Source organism: Candidatus Methylacidiphilales bacterium (assembly GCA_030054035.1).
Taxonomy (GTDB): Bacteria; Pseudomonadota; Gammaproteobacteria; order JASGCS01; family JASGCS01; genus JASGCS01.
On the sequence record JASGCS010000005.1, the window covers coordinates 50,400 to 72,681 of the forward strand.

Consider the following 22,282-nt stretch of genomic DNA (forward strand, 5'->3'; position numbering starts at 1 on the left):
GCTCAAATTAAACTTGGAAGCCTCTACTACGATGGAAAAGGAATTGCGCAAGATTTCAGTGAAGCATTTAAGTGGTATAAGTTAGCTGCTGAGCAAGGGAACGTTGATGCTCAAATTAAACTTGGAAGCCTCTACTACGATGGAAAAGGAATTGCGCAAGATTATAGCCAAGCGTTTAAGTGGTATAAGTTAGCTGCAGATAAAGGTAAGACAAATGCTCAGTCTATCATTGGAAAACTTTACTATGACGGCAATGGCATTTCTCAAGATTACAATGAAGCATTAAAGTGGTATGAATTAGCTGCAGATAAAGGAAATGCACTTGGTCAATATTATCTAGGTGACTATTATTCCGAAGGAAAAGCCACTAGACCTAAATACCGTAAAGCAATTAAATGGTATAAACTCGCCGTCAAACAAAATGAATACAGATCACAATACAAGCTAGGCCTTTTTTACTATGAAGGTACCGGAGTCTCACAAGACAATGAAGAAGCATTGAAATTATTTAAACTCTCAGCAGAACAAGGCTATGCAGTTGCTCAAGAAAAACTAAAATTACTAAACGCAGAAACCAAATAAGACAAATATTCAAGCATTCTTTGAATAGATCAATGGTGCATTTAAAATTAAATAATGACCAAATATCTCATCGATGAAATGGCACAGACGATGGGGGAAGGTCACCGTTTGTATAAATTATTGATTTAATTCATTTGCAAGTAACTCAGCTTGCTTCAAAACTCTATCGGTAGCCTCTGATTGCTTATCTGGCGGATAGCCATATTGGTTTAATATTCTCCTTACATCACGGCGTAACTTGGCTCTGATATTTTCCTTCAATGTCCAGTCAATTTTTGCATTAGATTTGACACTATTAAAAACTTCAACTGCAATCACAGCTAATTGTTTATCGCCTAATACTTCTTTTGCACTGTCATTATCAGCAAGCGCATCATAAAAAGCTAATTCATCTTCTTTTAATTTTAAATTCTCACCTCGTTTATCAGAATTACGAATTTCTTTAGCTAAGCTCACTAGTTCATCTATTACCTGTGCAGCGGTCAGAAGATTGCTTTGATATCTTTTAATAGCCCTATTCAGCATTTCTGATAGCTTACGACTCTGAATAAAGTTCTTTCTTGACCTTACTTTTATATCATCACCTAATATTTTTCTCAGCAACTCTAGTGCAATATTCTTTCTATTCATTAATTTAATTTCTGCAAGAAATTCATCAGACAAGACCGATATGTCAGGTTTTTTAATTCCAGCAGCATCAAAAACATCAATGATTCCATCAGAAACTAAAGCTTTATCTACAATCTGCCTAATCGCTGTTTCTATTTCAGCATCTGATTTACCCGATCCTTCTGGCTCAAATTTGGTAAGCCTCGCTTTAACTGCTTGAAAGAAACCAACTTCATCTTTAATTTCCATAGCTTTTAAATTTGGAACGGACAAAGCAAAAGCCCGAGAAAGTAGGACAACATTTTTAACAAATCTATTTTTATACTCATCTCCAAAGCCAAGGATAAATTCTTGCACTTCAAGTATAACGGTAAGTTTTGATCTGGTATCACTAGAGAAATATTTTTTATAATCAAATTCCTTAAACATTTGCACAACTATTTCATATTTTTCAAGCATCGTTTCAACTGCTTTACTTTGATCAAAGGTAGGGGTACCTTTTCCACCACTAGTCGTATAAGTCGCAACCGCAGATTTTAAATTAGAGGCAATGCCGATATAATCTACTATCAGACCGCCATCCTTATCCTTAAACACACGATTTACTCGTGCAATTGCCTGCATGAGATTATGTCCCCGCATTGGCTTATCAACATACATCGTATGCAAACAAGGCACATCAAAGCCTGTAAGCCACATATCGCGAACGATAACTAACTTTAACCCATTGCTCTCATCCTTGAAACGGTCACCAATTGATTTTCTGGATTTTTTGTTAGTGCTATGTTTTTGCCAAGATTCAGGATCAGACGATGAAGTAGTCATTACAACTTTAATTGTACCCTTGCTCAGATCAGCGTCATGCCATTCAGGACGAATGGCAATAATTTCCTCATACAACTCAACAGCTATTCTTCGACTCATACAAACTATCATGCCCTTTCCAACTATAGCACCTTCCCTACTCTCAAAATGTTTAATCAAATCCGAAGCCACCAACTTTAGTCTATCTTTATTCCCAACAATCGCTTCTAATTGCGTCCATTTTGATTTGGCTTTTTCAGCTCCCATACTTTCTTCGCCTTCAGTTATAGCATCAACTTCTGCATCAAGCAAATCCGACATCTCTGGCTTTTGATGCACCTGTACTAGTCGTGATTCGTAATAAATACGAACAGTTGCACCATCTTCTACTGCTCGAGCAATATCATACACATCAATATAATTACCAAATACTGCTGGAGTAGAAATATCTTCTTTTTCTATTGGAGTACCAGTAAAGCCTATAAAAGACGCATTAGGTAAGGCATCGCGTAAATACTTAGCAAATCCATATCCAGTAGTAATCTCACCATTCTTCTCAGTTGTTTTTACACCAAAACCATATTGACTGCGATGAGCTTCGTCTGCAATAACAACAATATTAGCTCTATCTGATAACATATCAAAACTTTCAGAACCATCTTCTGGAAAAAACTTTTGAATGGTAGTAAACACAACCCCACCACCCGCAACTCGCAATAAAACTTTTAAATTATCCCGACTCAATGCTTGAATCGGATCTTGGCAAAGCAAATGCTTACAGGATGCAAAAGTATCAAAGAGCTGATCATCTAAATCATTTCTATCGGTCATAACAACAATTGTAGGATTACGTAACTGTAATATAATTTTCCCAGCATAAAACAGCATTGAGAGAGACTTCCCACTCCCTTGTGTATGCCACACTACTCCTGCCTTATGATCACCTACAGGCTGACTAAGCACACTTGACAAACCATAACTAACCGGATCTTCTCTCACCATTAAAGGTTCATTCAACGCACATGCTCTAACAGTAGATTCAACAGCTTTATTAACTGCATAATATTGATGATACGCTGCAATCTTCTTCACAGAAGTAACCTTCTCACTCATATCAAAAACAATAAAATGACGAATTAAATCAAGCAATACTTTCTTAACCAACATACCTTTAATCAAGGTTTCAATCTGCGGAATAGTGTCATAATCCACCCCCACACCATCGCTAGACTTCCAAGACATAAAACGAGAAAATTCAGAAGAAACAGTACCAGCTCGAGCATCTAAACCATCAGAAGCTACCAACACAGCGTTATAAGCAAATAGAGATGGTATAGCGCTTTTATAATTTTGCAATTGCGTAAATGCCTTCAAAACAGTAGCAGATTCATCTATTGGATTTTTAAGCTCAATAACAACCAAGGGCAGACCATTCACAAATAAAACCACATCAGGACGCCTAGTAACGCCATTCTCAGTCACACTAAATTGATTACACACCACAAACTCATTTCTCTCAGGAGACTCAAAATCAACAAGCCAAACCTTATCACCCCTAATCCCCTCCTCTCCCATCACCTCAATCTCAACACCTCTAGTAAGTAAGCGATGAAACAGTTCATTATTTTCAAGCATATTTTGACTTGATAAATTCTTCACCATGCTAATAGCTTGATCACTACCCTCTTCTGCAATAGCGGGATTAATTATTTCAATAGCTTGCTTTAAACGATCAATCAAAATTACTTCAGTAAAATCTGATCTCTCTTTTTCAAGATCCTCAGGCGATACATACTGCCAGCCTTGTTTCTGTAAAAGTTTAATTACAAACTCTTCAATATCTGATTCAAATATTTTGGCCATTTATTCTTCTCAAGGTATTTAAAAGATTATTAGCATATATTCGTGTATCTTGGATATTTTTACCAGAAAAAGCATGGTGCTCGTGATTTAGAGATTCTCGGTAGGAATTTAATTTATCATGTATATCTTTTGATATTAATTGATGATTATATAAACCAATAATTAATGAATGAAGTGATGAAACAGATATATTATTTTCAAGAATATTATTTTGAAAAATAATTTTTAAATAGTTTTCTAGATAAACACGGAGATCTTGGCTTATATCTTCATCATGTTCTTGTTTAATAAAGCGATATATTTTATCAAAAGCCAGCTCTTGGTCAGACTTAGTAAATTTATCAACTTTAAGATTGTTATAAGTACAAGTAATATTATTTTTACTTAACTCAAAGTAAGCCGCATTAACTTTATAATTCAATAATCTCTTAATAAAATAAGGATAATGTGTAAATACTATAATTTGCTTAAAATCATCAACAAGCGACTTAATGATGTCTACAGTGATTCTAATACGGTGATCATCAAAACTAACAACAGGATCATCTAAGACAACTATATACTTATCTTTTTCGGCAAGCGATTGAAGTTTAGTAAGAAATATAGAAAATGCTAGGCTGCGTTTGTCTGATTCACTCAATAACTTGTGAATTTGGCCATTTGGAATATCAATATCTTTGTATGAAATATTAAATTCATATACTTTCTTATTACCACGATTATGGGTACTACTTTTCAATTCAAATTCACCACTACCTAAGCTAGAGTATTGTTTATTTAGCTCATCATAATATTTACAAATGTATTCCGACTGCTCAGTCTCTAAGTTTATCTTTTCAGTTGCTATTCGATTTTCTAATGTTTTTATTTCCTCTTGCTGTGCAATTCGTATTTCGCAGTCTCTGTTATGATCGATACGATCTTTTTTTCTCTTTAATATTTCTATATCCTTTCCTACAGTCGCCACTTTAGTTTTAACCTCGTCAGGAGTTAGTTTAGTAATATCTTCCTTGAATTTATTTGCTTTAGAAATGAGATTATCTAAAATCAGACATTGAGCTTTAAACATATCTAAGAATGCAGATAAAGATAAAGAAAGCTTTTCGCTTAATGTGATATCGCTTGAAGCAACATGAGGTTCTTTATTTTTTTGTATAATCGCATTCTTCACATATATTTTCCATTCCTCAAGATTTGAATTTAATTCATCTTCCGATATTTTTAGCTGAACAATATCTGATACGAACTCTAATGTTGGGTTATATTCTTTATATTTATTAAAGTGGAGTTCCGCCTCAATAAAACTCCTAGTTGCACTAACATTCAATTTATCAATCATCGCTTCAACGCTTGAAAGTTTTGATGAAATGTCCTTAGTATAACTCTCGTAATTATTATTAAAGTATGAATGATACATATCAATTAATTTACTAGCTAATTCTGAAATATTCTGACCACAAAATGGACAGTGATCATTTTTTTTAAGAAGCAAGCCTGTCTTAACCCATTGATGAGGCTCTTTATTAGTAATACACTTATCAAAATGGTCAGTAATAAAATTAAGAGTTTCTTTTGTAACATCCTTATAATTCTTTATAAATTCTAAATTCATTTTTTCAACAACATCCTTAATTTTCTCTTCTAAGTCAAAGACTGGGACACTAGTTTCAGGTAATGCTGAAATCTTAGCTTGATTATTTAGGTGACTTAATTCATTTTCTTTTAATTTGATAGATTCTTTAAGCTCCTCAAGGCTCTCATTAACTTGCATATTTATAAATTGATTTATTTCGTCAGCTGTTGAATTTTTATTAAGTGAGCCTGGAATAATTATCTTACTTTTTAATACGGTTAATTGCTCATTCAGAACTCGTATATTTTCAGAAATACTCACACCACCTTCTCCAAGTATAAAATCTGTATAGGATTCTTTATTCGCACGTGTTATCTCAAACCCAGTGATTAAATTCCGATGAATAAAATCATTGTCAAATACTAATACTCTCCCCTTAAGATCACTGCTACTCCATTTATCATTGGCAAACTTATACTCCATCTCCTCACAAGTATTTTTTTTGTAGCACAAGACAACTTCTTGTAAAGTCCTATCCATAGCAGGAATAGATTTACGCACTGTAATTTGACTTGGATCATCAAGCGCTAGGGAGTTAAAAATATCTTTAAAAGTTGTCTTACCTTGGGTATTTTCACCATAGAAAACAACTGTATTTTTAAATTCATATTTTGCTATATCATCTGTTTTATGAAAAACACCTGTTTGAATAATTTTTTTGAAACGTATGAACATAATTAGTTGCCAAATCCTTTAATTCTCACTTCACCACTCATTAGTTTTGGTAAAAGCGAATCTCGAAATGTCGAAAGTGTTTGAATCTGAAACGAGTTCTCAATTATTTTTTCAAATACAGGATATGAAAGAACATTAAAGGATTCTAGAACTTTGTGCGTTGGAATTAGCAACTCTAAATTTTCTACTTCTTGTTTGTTAATGTGCTGTTGCGCCCCTCCAGTAGCACAAGAGTAGAGCTTATTCTTCATTTGTTGAATCCAAAAATATATATAACCACATGAGAATTTTTCTGTTTCTAATAGGCCTAAAACAGACTGATTTCCTGATGATTCAATACCCAAAAAACTAACTTTTATTTCGCTTCCACGGGTAATAACGAAAGGAAGAACTACTGTTTTTGCAGGCATCAATTTTGCAGCAGAGTTTTTTAACCCATCTTCAGTGATATATTCCGAAGCTCGCATGATTGGAAAGTTATTTATTGCTCCAGAGTTAATCCAAGGAATTGAACCGGTATCCCAGAATAGATTGTTAGCTCGACTAGGCGTCCCCCCTAAAATTGTTTTTATATCATATTTAATTTTACCAATCTTCCATCCCTTAGGTATTTTCCCAAGTTCTGAATCAACCATCCTCCCAGTTGCTCCAGGATAATTAAATTTAACAAACCATTCTTTGAAAATTGTTTGGGCGATGGCCTCTAATGTCTTGCTCTGCTCTCGTAATAGTTCAATCTTATCATCAAGTGATGATAACACAGCTGCAATTGCATTTTGTTCGCCAAGTGGCGGTAAACTGAGTGAAAGGTTCGTCAAAAGTAATTGGTTTAGATTTTGCTGAGCGGCGCCAGTTGCCATATTTTTAATTTCAGAATATCTACTTAACAAATTAAAGTAAATAAAGTGATAATTTGATCGATCAATATCTAAAATAAAATTACAACACGCTTGATTTGTTGTGAGATTAATTTTCGTAAGTGCAACTCTTCCTGCTGATTCGCCATACATAGCAATAATTACTGAATTTTTTGGAACCCATTTTGCGGAAGAATTAGCCAAGGCTTCATTTGTGATTTTTATATCTGTACTATAAATATAATTAAAATTAACCTCTTGTGTTCTTAACCACGGAATATCCCCTTCAATATAATATTTTTTATTTGAAGTTGATGGCGTCCCGCCGCTATGCACTTTATTCGCCACCGCTCCCAATGTCGTCGTTTTCCATCCCTTAATATAGAATATTTTTTTAGTCCTTTGATACTCTTTGTAGAGGGATTCATCAGTGATTAAATTATGATTAATTAGGTCAATTGAGTAGATGATATGCAGATCATTTAATTGATCTTTAATAGTGGATGTAATGTTTTTGTGATTAGGGGCAAGTTCTATTGCTAGGTCAATATCTGAAGTTCTAGTGAATGTATTGGTTGCCCTAGAGCCATAAATGAAAGCTCTCGTTATCTGTGTATGCTTGGCAAACACATTATGGATTAGTGATATTTCTTCAGTGGTCAGACCAAATTTCATTCTGAATGATTGTTGAGGTAGTTAATAAGATCTTGAATAGCAGTTATGTACTTAGTCGTTATTTGTCTGTGGATGCTTCTACTATCAGTATCAGAATATCTATGAGTTAGTGTGTTTCTATCATTAAACATGGCTAGCCATGTTTGGTCATCCGTAATAATTTGAGCTTTAAATGCAGTTTTTAAGACTGCTTTAGGGGATGATGTATCTTGATGTCCTAGTTCTTCTAGGTAAATCTTTAATGTTTTCCAAACTAGCTCATAAGTGAATTCAAATCGTTGAATGGTGCCATCAATCTCAAGTTCATTTGGGTTATCTATTTTTGTTGCTTCAAGTAGCCTATTAAATGCTTTTTGTAGCTTATCCATATTCAATTGCCATCTATAATTCATAGAAATGTTTTCATGTATTAGATTTTTAAATTTAGGCCAATATTTTTTAATTGCTTCTTTATCTCTTGGTTTAGTTTATTTTCTTCGTTTATCTGGGTTGCAAGTGTTGAGGTGAGCTCAGCTATCTTCTTTTCAAATGGGATGCCGTCATCAATCTCATCTTTAATTCCAACATATCGTCCAGGTGTTAGCACAAAGTTTTGCTTAGAGATTTCCTGAAGAGTAGCAGATTTGCAGAATCCAAGTATATCTTTATAGGCTTTACCTTTCTTCCTCCAAGAATGATATGTTTTGGATATTTTAGTAATGTCGTCATCTGTAAAATCTCGATGAGTTCTATCTGCCATAAAACCAAGATCAGAGGCGTCAATAAAGAGGATTTCTCCACTTCTTTTACGATCACCATTACCAGTTCTTTTTCTTGAGATGAACCATATGCAAGCAGGAATTCCAGTATTATAGAAAAGCTGTTTAGGTAGTGCAACAATGCAATCTACCAAATCATCTTTAATCATACCTTGTCTAATCACATCTTCATTGCTTGATTGTGAAGAAAGCGAACCATTTGCTAACACACATGCCATCACGCCCTTTGTTGAGAGATGATAGATCATATGCTGGAGCCATGCAAAGTTTGCATTGTTTACTGGTGGTGTGCCATATTTCCACCGTAGGTCTTTTTGTAATAGATGCCCTGACCAATCACTATCATTAAAAGGTGGGTTAGCTAAGACAAAATCAGCTTTGAGATCGGGATGCATATCATCTAGAAATGAACCTTGCGTATTCCATTTAACCTGACTACCCTCAATTCCTCGAATCGCAAGATTCATACGACACAAGCGGTATGTGGTCTGGTTGCTTTCTTGGCCATTAATGGAAATATTATCAATATTACCTTCATGGTTTTTTATAAATTTTTCACACATGATAAACATGCCGCCACTACCACAGGCAGGATCATATACCCTGCCATCAAAAGGCTCAATCATTTCAACCATTAATCTGACAATTGATTTTGGTGTATAAAATTGCCCACCTTTTTTTCCTTCCGAATTAGCAAATTCACCTAGAAAATATTCATACACTCTACCGAGCAAGTCCTTTGATTTAGCTGCTTCAGTACCTAATTTAATATTACCAATTAAATCTATCAATCCGCCAAGCCCATCTTTATCTAGATTGGGGCGAGCATAGACCTTTGGTAAAATCGTTTTAAGCGAAGAATTTTCCTTTTCGATGCTTTCCATTGCATCATCAATATCCTTACCAATAGTAGGTGTTTTAGCACGGGCATAAAGATAAGACCAACGAGCTTTTTCTGGTACAAAGAAAACTTTTTCAGCAAGATATTCATCTTTATCTTCAGGATTAGCACTACTATGATCACCCTCGCCTTCTTTGATTATCGTATGTAGTTCTTCAAATGAATCAGATATGTATTTTAAGAATATTAGTCCTAGTACGACATGTTTGTATTCAGCCGCATCCATATTTTTGCGTAACTTATCCGCTGCTTTAAAAAGTGTTTTCTCAATCGGCTCTGAATTGCCCTTATTATTATTTGCCATAGATAATTAAATAAATCTACAATAATCGTAAATATCTCAATAGGTTTTATAATATTCATTGTAACATATTTAAACTTACTACATTAACTGTGCATTTTCACTAATTAGATATAATTTAACTTAAGGATTTATGTTTATAATAAAAGATAAAATATTTGTTGTCATATTTTATAACTTCAAATATTAAACATCAGATAATAGTCTGTTTTTTTATAATGATTTAGAACCGAATAATTATTATATTTTAATTTCAGTACCAATAAATTTTAATATGGTGTCTTTAATTTTATTTGTTCTCTTAATAATATCTTCTTTCGTCCAATCATCTTTATTGTGATAACATAATTCTTGAACTGCAGGATTCCATATTTTTTTACTTTCAAGTGACAAATTATATTTTTCTTTCTTTAGCTTAAAATACTTATCTCCAGCTTTAATGTTGGTTTTCTTATCAAGCGCAACTTTATTACCAAGATATTCAATATATTTCTTGCCAAGTGAAGATTTATTTACATTTAAACTAACATTTTCAGTCATAGTATTTTCACATTATACATTTTTTTTAATTTATATTATTGCCAAAAGTTACTTTAAGATATTAATTCTTTCGCCATTGTCTGTATGTATCGTTTATGGGATTCTGGAAAATCCCCAAATATCACATTGTCCATATCACCAAGCAGATAGGGCTTGCAAAAGAACAATTCATTATTGACGCTTTTAAATAACTCATCTAAGTAAGCTAATGATTCTTTAGGGTTTGCTTCTTTACTTCCTTTCATGCTATTGAATTTATTTTGCAACTCAGAAATCTCAATATAATATATTGGATATAATTCACCTTCCAGTAATCCTTTTATATTTTCCAGTTTATAAAAATATAAAGGTAGATTTTTATTATGGTAATCACTGTTAGGTTTAGACATGTATTGAAATAGAAAATAGGCTAGTTCGGCTGTAATACATAAATAATCTGCAGTGGAATATTTTGAGATTCTAAATCCAGCATCTATACTTGGTCCAATAAAGTCAAATGATCCTACATTGTTATTGTCATAATCATTTCTAAAACTCATATTGATTACTGGGAAGCCTGCAATCCATGCTGTCCCTTTAATTGGAAGTTCTTTGATGGGATTAAATTTTCTCATTTCTTTAATGGTGTCTATAAATATTTTTAAGCCATTTACCAAAGTTTGTGGTTGTTTAATATCCACATAGTAAATTAGCTCATCTCCTAAAAATTTCCAATAGTTATAATTTAATTCGATATAGCTTTTTTGATGTTCACGGAGGGCGCGGTTAAATCTTTCAAAACACTCAACGATAGAACTTCTCCAGTCTTTATCACTTGTAAGATTTTCAGAGAGATGCTTAGTTTTAAATTCTGTAGAACCAACTAAATCAACACTTAGAAACAATTTTAAGCTACTTGCACTTTCAAGCACATTAATTCAAATTTAATGTTTTTAGTCTGACAGCAATAGCGGCATCGGAAACATTGAAATGAATTGATAATTTAATATTCTTATTGTCATCACCATGCAATCTACTATTTTCATCTCTAAAAGATTCGCTTGGCATTAGAAATGCCCCTGCAAAATAATTAGCTTGATATTCCATTTTATCACTAGCAATTTCTCTCTTGAAAACACTGGGAATCGCCCCCTCATTTGCATGAAGGTAGTAATGTCCGAGCTCATGTGCAATCGTAAATCTATCTCGTTTAAAAGAAGTTCCTTTTGGAATATAAACGACAAAGGATTTGTCTGTTGCTATACTTATAGCTCCAGAGATTTTATTTTCGTAATCAAAATCATAATTACAATATTCAATTCTTCCATTAATATTTTTAACTAGCTCAGTTAAGTCTTCTCCAGGTTTATACCCTAGACGCTCTGCCTTTTGCTCTGCAAGCCGCATTATTTCTTCATTAGTTAAAGTGCTTGGTTCTATTTTTGGTATGTCGGTGACTAAATCGTGCAATTTATATTCTTTTGGGACTGGGTTGTTATTAATACCCATGGCTTCCGTTGCTAAATATTCCCCAACGACTTCAAATACTCCACCCTGCTCTCAATGGTTGGGTGGGTGCGAAATAACATTGCTACTGCACTGCCATTGATGCCGAGTGCTGCGACTGATTTAGGGAGTCCTTCTGCTTGTGGTTGGGTGGATCGTTGAATGGCGAGCAGTGCGTTGATCATGTTTTGTGTTCCTGCTAGTCTTGCGCCACCTTCGTCTGCTCGGTATTCTCTGCGTCTTGAAAACCACATGAGGATAATAGAAGCAAGGATGCCGAGTAGTATTTCAAGGATCATGACGGTAAAGAAGTATCCTATGCCACGACCTGATGATTGATTTCTGCCTTTGTTGAGTGCATTGTCTATGATGCCACCGATTACTCGAGCTAGGACAAAAACAAAGGTGTTGAGTAATCCTTGTAGGAGTGTCATGGTGACCATGTCTCCGTTGCTGATATGGCTGATCTCATGTCCAATCACTGCTTCTACTTCTTCTTTGTTGAGATGGTTGAGTAGTCCTGTACTCACTGCGACTAGTGCGTTATTTTTGTTCATGCCAGTTGCAAAAGCGTTGGGTAGTTGATGATCAAAGACACCAACTTCTGGCATACCGATACCTGCTTGTTGTGCCATTCTGGCTACGGTGTCTTTAATAAATTGTTCTGAGCTGTTCTGTGGTCGGTCTATGATCTTAACGCCCATAGAAAGTTTAGCAAAGTATTTGGAGAGGGCTAGTGAGATGAATGCTCCGCCGAAGCCAAAAATTGTTCCGAAGAAAAATAGGGTAGTTAGGCTATTACTGCCAAGTTGTATGCCGAAAAATGGGGCTAATATAGATGCAGTAATTGATAAGGTGATCATTATCAAAATGTTGGCGACTAAAAAAAGCATTATTCTCATAAAATTCCTCTGTAATTAATTTGAATTGATTATAACATAAATTAAATCGGAGAGATTTTTATGGTGTGGCTTGCCAGCATTGCCGATTTTTCCTGAGTATTCTAGGAGTTGTTTGGCTGACATGGTGATGGTGCTATTGTTTTTAAGCGTAATGGTAATGGATTGTTTATGATCAAAACCGACCATAGCGATGAGAAGTTCTGGTTGCTTTTTGGAAGTGGAAAGTTGAATAAGTCTCTCACCTTTGGCATTGATGGTTTGAGGGAGTTTGTTAGTTTTGACAACGAGGATTCTGGAAGTAGAGGTGAAGAGCGCTAAAAATTCATTATGTAAGGTGATGGGGTTTATCGCTTGGGCATTGGTGACCTTGATGACTTGTTTGCCATTTTTATTTTTGGTGATTAATTCTCGGTAGGTGGTTTTGAACCCGAAACCATTGGATGAGGCTAATGCGATTGGAGTGTCTTCGCTGGTATTAATCAATCCTGATAGGGTGGCACCAGTTTGAAGATTAACTCGTGCTGAAAGGGGTTCACCTAGTCCTCGGATAGAAGCTAAATCATGGCTCATGGTGGTGTAGGCTCTCCCTTTGGTATCTAGGAACATAGTCTGAAAATTAGTTTTGGCATTGATGGCTGCTAGAAAAGTATCGCCAGGTTTGTAAGTGACATTTGTGGTATCAAATGAATGCCCTTGCGCACTACGAATCCAGCCACCTTTACTCGCCACAATAGTAATCTCACGCTCTTCTATAAGTGATTGGGCTGAAAGTGCTGTGGGTTTTTCTCTGGAGACAATTGGGCATTGTCGTTCATCGCCACATTGTTCGAGTGATTGATTAAGCTCCTTGATAATGAGCTGTTTAAGTTTCTTTTCATCTGATAGAACTTCTTTGATCTCTTTACGCTCTGCACTTAGGGTGCGGTGCTCGTCTTTGATTTTTATTTCTTCTAGTTTTGCGAGTTGTCGTAGTCTTATTTCCAAGATGGCATCTGCCTGTTGTTCGCTCAGCTTAAATTTTTTTATTAATGCTTGTTTGGGCTCCTCTGCGTTCCTGATAATTTTAATTACCTCATCAATTGATGCGTAAATCGCAAGAAGTCCATCTAAGATATGCAGGCGATCATTTAATTTATCTAACCGGTAGCGTAATCTATTGGTGACAGTTTTTTGTCGGTAGGAGAGCCAGGTGGAGAGGAATGGTTTTAATCCAAACACTTGCGGAGCGCCTTGTAGGTTAATTACATTAAAATTAATCCGTACGCTTTTTTCTAAGTCAGTAGTAGCGAAAAGATGTTCCATGATTTCATTATGAGGCATCTGTTTTGATTTTGGCACTATGACAATGCGGACATTTTCTTCTCGGTCGGATTCATCGCGAACCTCTTCTATCATAGGTAGTTTTTTTTGTTCAATTAACGAGGCGAGTTGACTTACCATACTTGCGGTGGCGACTTGATACGGTAATGCTGAGATGATGCAGTTGCCTTTTTCTACGCGATACCTGGCCCGCACGCGAATGGTGCCATTACCAGTTTGATAACATTGTTTGATTTCTTCTCTTGAACTAACTATCTCACAACCACTAGCAAAGTCTGGTGCAGGAATAAACTCCATAAGATCATCAAGGCTAAGTTTAGAATTCTTGAGCAAGGCAATGGTGGCTTTACCCACTTCAAGCATGTTGTGAGGTGGAATATCGGTTGCCATCCCAACGGCTATTCCGCTCGCTCCATTAATAAGCGCCATGGGGAGCTTCGCAGGCAATAATGTTGGCTCATCTAAGGTGCCATCAAAGTTTTTTTGCCAAGTCACGGTGCCCATGGCAAGTTCATCTAACAAAAGATTAGCAAAGGGAGATAGCTTCGCTTCGGTATAGCGCATAGCTGCAAATGACGAGGGGTCATCGATTGATCCCCAGTTACCCTGCCCGTCAATATAAGGATAACGAAACGCAAAAGGTTGCGCCATTAATACCATGGCTTCATAGCAAGCAGAGTCGCCATGTGGGTGAAATTTTCCAAGCACATCACCTACCGTTCTTGCTGATTTTTTGTACTTAGCAGTAGCATTAAGTCCTAGCTCACTCATGGCATAAATAATTCTTCGTTGCACCGGCTTTAAGCCATCGGCAATATGTGGCAAGGCGCGATTTAAAATCACATACATTGCATAGTCTAAATAGGATCGTTCACTAAAATCATGCACCAGCACTGAATCAATCGCGGCTTTAGTAATGGGTGAGGAAATTTTTTTATTTATTTTAATTTTATTTTTGGTTTTCATAACAGCACTGGTTTGGTTAGTTTATCGCGACACTGTTGCCTTTTTCTTCAAGCCATTTTCTTCGCTCTGCGCTTTTTTGTTTCGCTAAGAGCAGACTCATCATTTTAGTAGTTTTATTAGCTTCACCCATCCTGAGTTGAATCAAACATCTCGTTTGTGGGTCCAGGGTAGTTTCGCGCAATTGTTCAGGGTTCATCTCACCTAATCCTTTAAATCTCTGCACCGATACTCGCTTTTGCGCACTGGGAGTTAGCTGCTGAATATAGGAATCTTTATCTTTTTCGGTAATCGCATAATGTACTTGGTTGCCAAGATCTATTCTAAATAATGGGGGTTGCGCGACGAAGATTTTTCCAGACTCTACAAGGATAGGAAAATGCTTAACAAAAAGTGCGCAGAGCAAAGTGGCAATATGCGCGCCATCAGAATCAGCATCCGCTAAAATACAAATCTTATCGTAGCGCAAGCCCGAGCAGGTCTTGGCATTCGGCTCTACGCCGATTGCTGTGGCAATATTAGCAACTTCACTTGAAGCACAGGCTACAGAAGCTGAGACCTCCCAAGTATTTAAAATCTTACCACGCAAGGGAAGAATCGCTTGGGTTTTTCTATCGCGTGCTTGCTTTGCGCTTCCACCGGCGCTGTCGCCCTCGACCAGAAACAGTTCGGTGCCAGAGCCAACTGGATCGGTGCAGTCAACTAGCTTGCCAGGAAGTTTAACCCCAGCACTAGATTTTTTCTTTGCCTGGCGAGAAGCAGCGCGAGCTCGCTCCTCAGCAACTTCCACAGCGAGGGCTATAATAGCTTCGCCAAAAGCGATGTGGGTGTTCAACCAGACACTAAGCTGGCCACTTACCATAGAGGTGAGGAACGAAACTGATTCTTTGGAGCTTAATTTTCGTTTAGTTTGACCAGCAAACTGTGGATTAGTAATTTTTAATGACAAGATAAATGAAGCATGCTGCAGAATATCCTCGCCACTTAGTTTGATATGTTTCGGCACACAATTTCTAACTTCAGAAAATTCTTTAAGTGCTTGCACGATGCCAGTGCGAAATGCTGCGACATGAGTACCATGCTCTGGAGTAGGGATTAAATTCACATAGCTTTCTTGTAGGATCTCATCTTCTGGACTAAACAACAGCGCCCAGGTTGCTACACTGGAATGTGTGGCGTCTTTAGTGGTATCGCAGATTGGCTTACCATGAACACAACTGCGCGTCATCGGAATTGTTTTTAGATAACTGGTAAATCCATCTGGATAAAAATAAACAATTTTTTCTTGATTGATTTTATTGGTGTAGGTAATTTTTACGGTATTGCAGAGCACTGCTTTAGCTTTCAATAGTTGGAGTAATGCTTGGTAGTCTAGCGAGACGGAATCAAAATACTTGGCTTCAGGTTTAAATCTAATGTAGGTGCCATGTTGTTTTTTATCTTTAGCTTTGCTTTGTTTTATCGGTGAGGTCGGCACACCATGTTTAAAGAGTAACTTGTATTGGTTGCCTTCGCGATGCACGACAACTTCTAGCCATTCACTCAAGGCATTTACCACGGAAATCCCCACTCCATGCAATCCACCTGCGTAGGCGTATTGAGCGTTAGAAAACTTTGCTCCAGAATGCAGGCTGGTAAAGATAACCTCTAGCGCGCTTTTATTGGATTTTTTGTGGAGATCAACAGGAATGCCACGGCCATTATCTTCAACTTCTATACTACCATCTGATTTAATGGTTATGCTAATTTCATTGGCATGTCCGTTTTGCGCTTCATCAATAGCGTTATCTATCACTTCTTGCACGAGGTGATTCGGGTTTGCGGTATCTGTGTACATGCCCGGTCTTTTTTGAACGGGGGTTAGACCTTCTAATACTTCAATATCCTGCGCGGTATAATTTTTAGACATTCTGCAAGGTATTATATACTCAATGACTTTAGATCTAAACCAACCACATCAAAGTTTTGTAGTTACTGCATCAGCGGGAAGTGGTAAGACCCACGCCCTGCTCTCCAGATATTTACGATTGCTGGTTACCACGCCAAACCCCGCACAGATTTTAGTGGTTACCTTTTCAAGAAAATCAGCGCAAGATGTCACACGAAAGATACATGAGCTCGTGCGTCAAGCCGCCTTAGGAAACCAACAAGAAATTGAAGCGCTCCTCACGCGCATTGGCTTGACGCCTTCAGAGAAAACCATTCTAAGTTTACAATCGCTCTATAACAAAATTTATTTAGGTAATCAAGGCTTAAAGATAAAAACTTTTCATTCTTTTTTTCTTGAACTCGTACAAACCGTACCGCGAGGACTCGGGTTAGCATTACCGGGTACCGTGTTAGATAACCCCATTACGCTCCATGATCAAGTATTTAACCAACTTATGCAACAACCGTTGCGTTCAGAAGGAAGTAGACATCTCCTTACATTATTAATTCATGTAGGGGGATTGTTTACTACTAAAAAACTTCTCAGACAGTACTTAGAATTAAGAAATACGCTGGCGCTTGCCCAGCATGCTCACGGTATTGGCTCACTCTCGTATCACTGGCATAAAGCCGGCGAGCTATTTAACACTGCGGTACATCGCGAAGCGAGCCGTCAGTTTGTTTTTGAATATTCAGATATTGAACTTGAAGCCTATGGTCTATTACAACACCAAGATGAATTTAGCTACCTTTACTATACCCTCTACAACAGAATTACCCATGTCTTAGTTGATGAATTTCAAGACACCAATCCTTTAGCATGGCAATGTTTGCACTCATTGCTCTCTGCAACGATGCAACAAGCAGATGACCGAGGAAGTCGAGGTTTTTTTATCGTGGGCGACAACAAACAAATGATTTATAGCTTCAGAGGCGCACTTGCTGATATGCAACCACTCGCCTATTTGCGCTTAAGAGAATCTTTTGGGGCTGAGAGCGCTGAGCTAACCACTTCACACCGTTGCCCGACTCCGATTCTTGCTTTTGTTAATGCAGTTTTTAGTTCTTGTGCCACACTGAGCTCACCATCATTTACTTTTAGTAATCACATTGCCAGCAATCCAAATAAAAAAGGAAGAGTGGAAATAGGTCACATGTTTGGCGACAGCGCAAAACAATCCAAAGCAAATGCAGAGCAAGAGTCAATGTTTGTAGCTAAAAAAATCAAGGACTTGGTAGCGGGCCACATGAGCATTGCAGGAGTGGCCTATCGTTATAGCGATGTTATGATTCTTAGAAAAAACCGACTGCGTAGCCAACTATTAGAAAAGGCATTAGCAGAAGTCGGAGTACCATTCATAAGCGATGATGAAAAAAACGGCTACGAAGATGAAACAGTACTTGCGCTTATTTCTCTGATGCGTTGGGTTACCCGATCTACTTCCACGCAGGCAAATGGAAGTTTGCTAGATTTTATTTGTAGCGAATTGGCTGGGTTAAGTCAGTCTAACATTCAAGCGATACTATCTTTACAAGAATTAAGAATAGCGCAAAGTGAAACTGCTTCATCAATACTACTTTGGGATACGCTACACCTGGTCGTGAAGCAACAAGCGAACGACCTTACCCTATTGCTAAGTACATTAGAATACTGTGTTTCCCATTGGGTAGAATATACTCCCCATGATCTATTAACCATGGTGTTGGCAAAATTACGATTTGAGGAGCGTGTTTATGATTTTGCGCCAATCACTCCAATTGCAGTAGCGGCATTTTTAGATAGCGCCTTGTCTTTTCGGCAAGGGCGCTACCCATCCATGCGTGATTTCTTAAGCTACACTGAGCAGCTCCTAGAGCTTGGTGCGTTACAATTAGCAACCCCACCCACCGAGCGAGACGCAGTGCGAATATTAACTATTCATGCTGCAAAAGGGCTTGAAGCAAAAGTTGTTTTTTTTATGGATGTTGCCTGTCCAACTGAACAGGGAAAATACAAAACGCATCTTGAGCGAAATGGGTTAACTATTAGTTCAGTTTCACTCTTTGATAGCAATAAACCAGTTACTGACAAGATTAAAAAAAACTGGGAGGAAGCGGCGATGATAGAACTTGCCAATCTCATGTATGTTGCGCTAACCAGAGCCTCTGAGCTACTGATTCTCAGCGCCCATTATCCATCCAAGCGAACTGAGCAAAGTATACAGTGGTTTGAATTTTTTAAGCAATCATTACCTCATCCTCAGGAAGAATTATCTTGGGGGGTTGGCTATGGCGATACATTTGTTCAGGGAGCATTAAGCGACATGGTGTCCCCAACAATCGGCAAACTCGTGGCGAAGCGGCCAACCTTGCGACAAAAGCCAATCCATGCACAAACCAAGCCCGCAGTTTTTTCAAGCCGTTTAGAAATTTTAGCTCTAGATCGAGGCACGATTATGCACCGAATGCTGTATCTATTAAGCAATCCCCAGGCTAAACTTGATCTTTCCACTACGCAATTAAAAATCTATTGTCAAGCCGTGGGGAATAGTGAACAGGAGATTGCCCAACTTGCCAGCCAAGCTCTTGCCATTATCAATAACCCTTCTTTTGATTGGATATTCTCAAAGTATAAAGAGGCCTTTAAAGAACTTCCCCTCTATGCCGAATCACTCGGAGGCAAAATAATCATAGATAGATTAATTGTCACTGATGTAGCGGTGTATGTTATTGATTTCAAAACTGGTGTATATCGCTCAGAATATAGAACGCAACTTGAAATCTATCGTAGCTATGTAACCTATCTCTACCCAAATCTCCCCATTCACACTGGAGTTCTCTTGATAGATTCCAATCGCTACCTACCGTTTGAATAGCTATTGTTTGTTACGGTACAATACTGTTAAACAGAACGATGATATCTATAGATGAATTAATAACAAGAAAATTTAAGCAAAGTGATAAAAGTAAACTGCGCGGATTGCTGGTATTATTTTTACAATGGCTGATACGAGAGCAAGACCTCCAAGTGCTACAAAAAAAATATGCGGATCTTAAAGCAACATCATTTTGTGACGCACTGCTTAGAGAATTTATAGTAAATGTACAGTGTAAACATCTAGAATTGGAAAATATCCCTAGTCAAGGTAGATGCTTAGTATTAGCCAACCATCCAGTTGGAGCACTTGACGCGTTGGCCTTAGTTGTAGCAATTAGCAAAATACGAGATGATATCAAGATCATCGCCAGTGAGTTACTCTCGGGGGTGGATAATTTACGCCCGATTCTAATTCCCATTGACTATGAACGAGGAATTATTAGTGAGTCTTCCATGCAAGAAATATTTAAACATGGAAAGGATGGATTGCTTATTCATTTTCCCGCTCTTGAAGTTTCCAGAAATAGTATTTATGAAAAATATTGGCATAGTACTTTTATTTCCATTGTACGAAAATTACAATGTCCGATCTTGCCAGTCTTTATATCTGCACGACATACATTATTTTTTAAATTTGTTGCCATGATAAGTCAACATTTGAGCAAACTTTTATTGCCTAGGGAAATGTGGTGGATGAAAAACTCAACCATCAATTTAACTATTGGTGAACTCATTCCATTCAAACAAATTTTTAATAACCAGTTCTCAGAGGCTACGGTAACTTCCAGACTGAGAAAACATTTAATTCATCTTGGCGAAGATAAAGAGTTGATATTTAGAACTGAAGCTGGGATCGCATTGCCAGAAAAAAGAAGTCACCTTAAACAATTCCTAAATAAACTCACCCCAATACTAAGTATTGAATCAGGATTACAGGTGTACTTGTGCGGTGCAGACGCCAATTCACCGCTACTAAAAGAAATTGGGAGATTGCGAGAGATTTCTTTTCGCACCAGTGGCACCGGCAGTGGAAAAGCCTATGATACCGACAAATTTGACAATCATTATAAACACTTAGTGCTATGGAATGATGCAGAGCTTGAAATAATGGGAGCGTACCGACTTGGGATTGGGAAAGAAATAATGGCACAGCAAGGGAGTGGAGGTTTTTACTCAAGTACCTTATATTCATTTAGTCCTGACTTCTTGGCGATTCTGCCAGAGTCAATAGAGTTTGGCAGAAGCTTTGTACAACCAAAATACTGGAACAGCAAAGCTTTGGAACATCTTTGGGCTGGAATAGGAGCCTTCATTTCTAACCATCAAGAGATAAAATTTTTTTTCGGACCGGTGTCACTACCTGATTCTTTAAGCAGCGTAGCTACTTCATTGATTGTTGCCTATTACCAAACGTTTTACACATTGCATGGATCGCAAAATGTTTCAGCTCAGCATCGCTATCCATACCTGGTCAACAAAACAGATTTAAAAGAATTTAGTTCAATTTTTACACAAAACGATCCAGTCATACGGCAACAAGAATTTAGACTTGCGCTTAAAAATATGGGTTCTAGAATCCCTACACTTTTTAAGCAGTATAGTGAATTAGTAGAAGATGGAGGAGTTGCATTTGTTAGTTTTGGAATAGATCCTGATTTTACTAATTGTATTGATGGGCTGATGTTGCTACGGTGTGATTACCTCAAGCAAGATAAATTAAAACGATACAACATATCACGAGTTTGAAAAACAACGCGCCAATTCCTCGGCAAGCGTTATTAAATCTTCGGGGTAACTATTCGCTTCACCATATTTCCTTGCTCGGATACCAATCGGTTGTGCGACAATGTACTGAATCGGTAATTTTTTTATTGTCCGTTCAAGCCATGGTGGAGGCACTGCGCTATCACTAATTAGACAATAGGCTCTTTCAGCAGTCACACGGCGCTGGAAGCGTAGCAACGCTTCTGCTGAAGGGGCTTCATGGTGATAGCTATGGGTTAAAAGCGAAATGGGATCTGTGAGCCCCGCGGATCTGGCAAAATATTTCCAACCTCCGGTTGGAGTTACCCAAGCTCGATGTTTATAGGAGACCAAGAGATTTTGGATTTTTTTTGTCGCAGTACGCAATGTTGAGATGTACTGCGAAGCATTTTGCTTGATTTTTTGCGAATGATCTGGAAAAATTGTAAGTAGTGTTGCTTCAAGTCCCGAGACTAATGGCACCGCTTGCTCAAGGTCCTGCCAAAGATGAATGTCTGGATTTTTATTGATGTCAGCAATCCAGTTACAAGTTACAATTTCACATAGAACAACCCTTGTCACAGCAGGTGCCACACTATGGATTTTTTGGTGTAGCGCACTTTGAGAATTTTTATCTAAGAAAACTATGAGTGAGGAATGTAACACCGATAACGATTGCCGTGGGGTGAGGGATGAGAGATGTTCATCTTGCTCTACCTGCACCAGTGAAATGACCGTAACATTTGGAATTGCTGAGGTAAGCGCACGCACCAATGAAGTTAAAAACGGGAGTGTGGTAATAATGTTCGTAGGAGCCTGCTGAGCAATTCCTACGGAATAGTAGAGGCTAAAAAAAAGCACTGCCAATACTTTCCATTTCATATC

At 37.4% G+C, this 22,282-nt stretch carries 15 protein-coding genes; 3 read left to right on the plus strand and 12 right to left on the minus strand.

Annotated elements, in window-relative coordinates; all coding sequences use genetic code 11:
- On the plus strand, nt 1-582 hold a 582-nt coding region (locus tag QM538_04900; protein MDI9347821.1), incomplete at its 5' end, for a tetratricopeptide repeat protein.
- 117 nt (nt 583-699) lie between these two features.
- On the opposite strand, the gene QM538_04905 is transcribed toward QM538_04900, so the two are convergent.
- The 11 genes from QM538_04905 to parE form a co-directional block, all read right to left on the minus strand.
- Entirely contained in the window at nt 700-3,858 is a 3,159-nt protein-coding gene (locus tag QM538_04905; protein ID MDI9347822.1) for a type I restriction endonuclease subunit R, read from the minus strand.
- Nucleotides 3,842-6,166: an AAA family ATPase gene (locus QM538_04910; GenBank protein MDI9347823.1), complete on the minus strand. Its 2,325-nt coding sequence runs from the start codon at nt 6,164-6,166 to the stop codon at nt 3,842-3,844. The genes QM538_04905 and QM538_04910 overlap by 17 nt, the downstream gene beginning before the upstream one ends.
- 2 nt (nt 6,167-6,168) lie before the next feature.
- A complete protein-coding gene (locus tag QM538_04915) occupies nt 6,169-7,698 on the minus strand; it encodes a restriction endonuclease subunit S (protein ID MDI9347824.1) in 1,530 nt (509 codons plus the stop codon).
- Nucleotides 7,695-8,066: an HI0074 family nucleotidyltransferase substrate-binding subunit gene (locus QM538_04920; protein ID MDI9347825.1), complete on the minus strand. Its 372-nt coding sequence runs from the start codon at nt 8,064-8,066 to the stop codon at nt 7,695-7,697. The genes QM538_04915 and QM538_04920 overlap by 4 nt, the downstream gene beginning before the upstream one ends.
- A 41-nt stretch (nt 8,067-8,107) precedes the next feature.
- A complete protein-coding gene (locus QM538_04925; GenBank protein MDI9347826.1) occupies nt 8,108-9,661 on the minus strand; it encodes a class I SAM-dependent DNA methyltransferase in 1,554 nt (517 codons plus the stop codon).
- A gap of 237 nt (nt 9,662-9,898) precedes the next feature.
- Nucleotides 9,899-10,198, minus strand: coding sequence for a DUF1524 domain-containing protein (locus QM538_04930; protein ID MDI9347827.1), 300 nt, complete (start codon nt 10,196-10,198; stop codon nt 9,899-9,901).
- A gap of 53 nt (nt 10,199-10,251) precedes the next feature.
- On the minus strand, nt 10,252-11,109 hold the full coding sequence (locus QM538_04935) for a hypothetical protein (protein MDI9347828.1): 858 nt from the start codon (nt 11,107-11,109) through the stop codon (nt 10,252-10,254).
- Nucleotide 11,110: 1 nt separating this feature from the next.
- The gene (locus QM538_04940) at nt 11,111-11,686 is read right to left on the minus strand and encodes an ImmA/IrrE family metallo-endopeptidase (GenBank protein MDI9347829.1); all 576 of its coding nucleotides are present in this window, start codon (nt 11,684-11,686) and stop codon (nt 11,111-11,113) included.
- A gap of 11 nt (nt 11,687-11,697) precedes the next feature.
- Nucleotides 11,698-12,585: a protease HtpX gene (gene htpX, locus QM538_04945; GenBank protein ID MDI9347830.1), complete on the minus strand. Its 888-nt coding sequence runs from the start codon at nt 12,583-12,585 to the stop codon at nt 11,698-11,700.
- A gap of 15 nt (nt 12,586-12,600) precedes the next feature.
- Complete coding sequence (gene parC, locus QM538_04950; protein MDI9347831.1) at nt 12,601-14,871, minus strand: DNA topoisomerase IV subunit A; 2,271 nt, start codon at nt 14,869-14,871, stop codon at nt 12,601-12,603.
- Between the two features lie 16 nt (nt 14,872-14,887).
- Entirely contained in the window at nt 14,888-16,777 is a 1,890-nt protein-coding gene (parE, locus tag QM538_04955) for a DNA topoisomerase IV subunit B (GenBank protein MDI9347832.1), read from the minus strand.
- A 22-nt stretch (nt 16,778-16,799) separates the two neighbouring features.
- On the opposite strand from parE, the gene QM538_04960 reads away from it, so the two are divergent.
- Both QM538_04960 and QM538_04965 read left to right on the plus strand, forming a co-directional pair.
- A complete protein-coding gene (locus QM538_04960) occupies nt 16,800-19,652 on the plus strand; it encodes a UvrD-helicase domain-containing protein (GenBank protein ID MDI9347833.1) in 2,853 nt (950 codons plus the stop codon).
- Between the two features lie 38 nt (nt 19,653-19,690).
- Nucleotides 19,691-21,400, plus strand: coding sequence for a lysophospholipid acyltransferase family protein (locus tag QM538_04965; protein ID MDI9347834.1), 1,710 nt, complete (start codon nt 19,691-19,693; stop codon nt 21,398-21,400).
- Here QM538_04965 and QM538_04970 read toward each other — a convergent pair.
- Nucleotides 21,389-22,279, minus strand: coding sequence for a metal ABC transporter substrate-binding protein (locus QM538_04970; GenBank protein MDI9347835.1), 891 nt, complete (start codon nt 22,277-22,279; stop codon nt 21,389-21,391). The genes QM538_04965 and QM538_04970 overlap by 12 nt on opposite strands.
- Nucleotides 22,280-22,282 lie beyond the last annotated feature (3 nt).

Coding starts and splice junctions, on each gene's coding strand:
- QM538_04905 (MDI9347822.1), bottom strand. CDS start 3,858: ATGGCCAAAATATTTGAATCAGATATTGAAGAGTTTGTAATTAAACTT.
- QM538_04910 (MDI9347823.1), bottom strand. CDS start 6,166: ATGTTCATACGTTTCAAAAAAATTATTCAAACAGGTGTTTTTCATAAA.
- QM538_04915 (MDI9347824.1), bottom strand. CDS start 7,698: ATGAAATTTGGTCTGACCACTGAAGAAATATCACTAATCCATAATGTG.
- QM538_04920 (MDI9347825.1), bottom strand. CDS start 8,066: ATGGATAAGCTACAAAAAGCATTTAATAGGCTACTTGAAGCAACAAAA.
- QM538_04925 (MDI9347826.1), bottom strand. CDS start 9,661: ATGGCAAATAATAATAAGGGCAATTCAGAGCCGATTGAGAAAACACTT.
- QM538_04930 (MDI9347827.1), bottom strand. CDS start 10,198: ATGACTGAAAATGTTAGTTTAAATGTAAATAAATCTTCACTTGGCAAG.
- QM538_04940 (MDI9347829.1), bottom strand. CDS start 11,686: ATGGGTATTAATAACAACCCAGTCCCAAAAGAATATAAATTGCACGAT.
- htpX (MDI9347830.1), bottom strand. CDS start 12,585: ATGAGAATAATGCTTTTTTTAGTCGCCAACATTTTGATAATGATCACC.
- parC (MDI9347831.1), bottom strand. CDS start 14,871: ATGAAAACCAAAAATAAAATTAAAATAAATAAAAAAATTTCCTCACCC.
- parE (MDI9347832.1), bottom strand. CDS start 16,777: ATGTCTAAAAATTATACCGCGCAGGATATTGAAGTATTAGAAGGTCTA.
- QM538_04960 (MDI9347833.1), top strand. CDS start 16,800: ATGACTTTAGATCTAAACCAACCACATCAAAGTTTTGTAGTTACTGCA.
- QM538_04965 (MDI9347834.1), top strand. CDS start 19,691: ATGATATCTATAGATGAATTAATAACAAGAAAATTTAAGCAAAGTGAT.
- QM538_04970 (MDI9347835.1), bottom strand. CDS start 22,279: ATGAAATGGAAAGTATTGGCAGTGCTTTTTTTTAGCCTCTACTATTCC.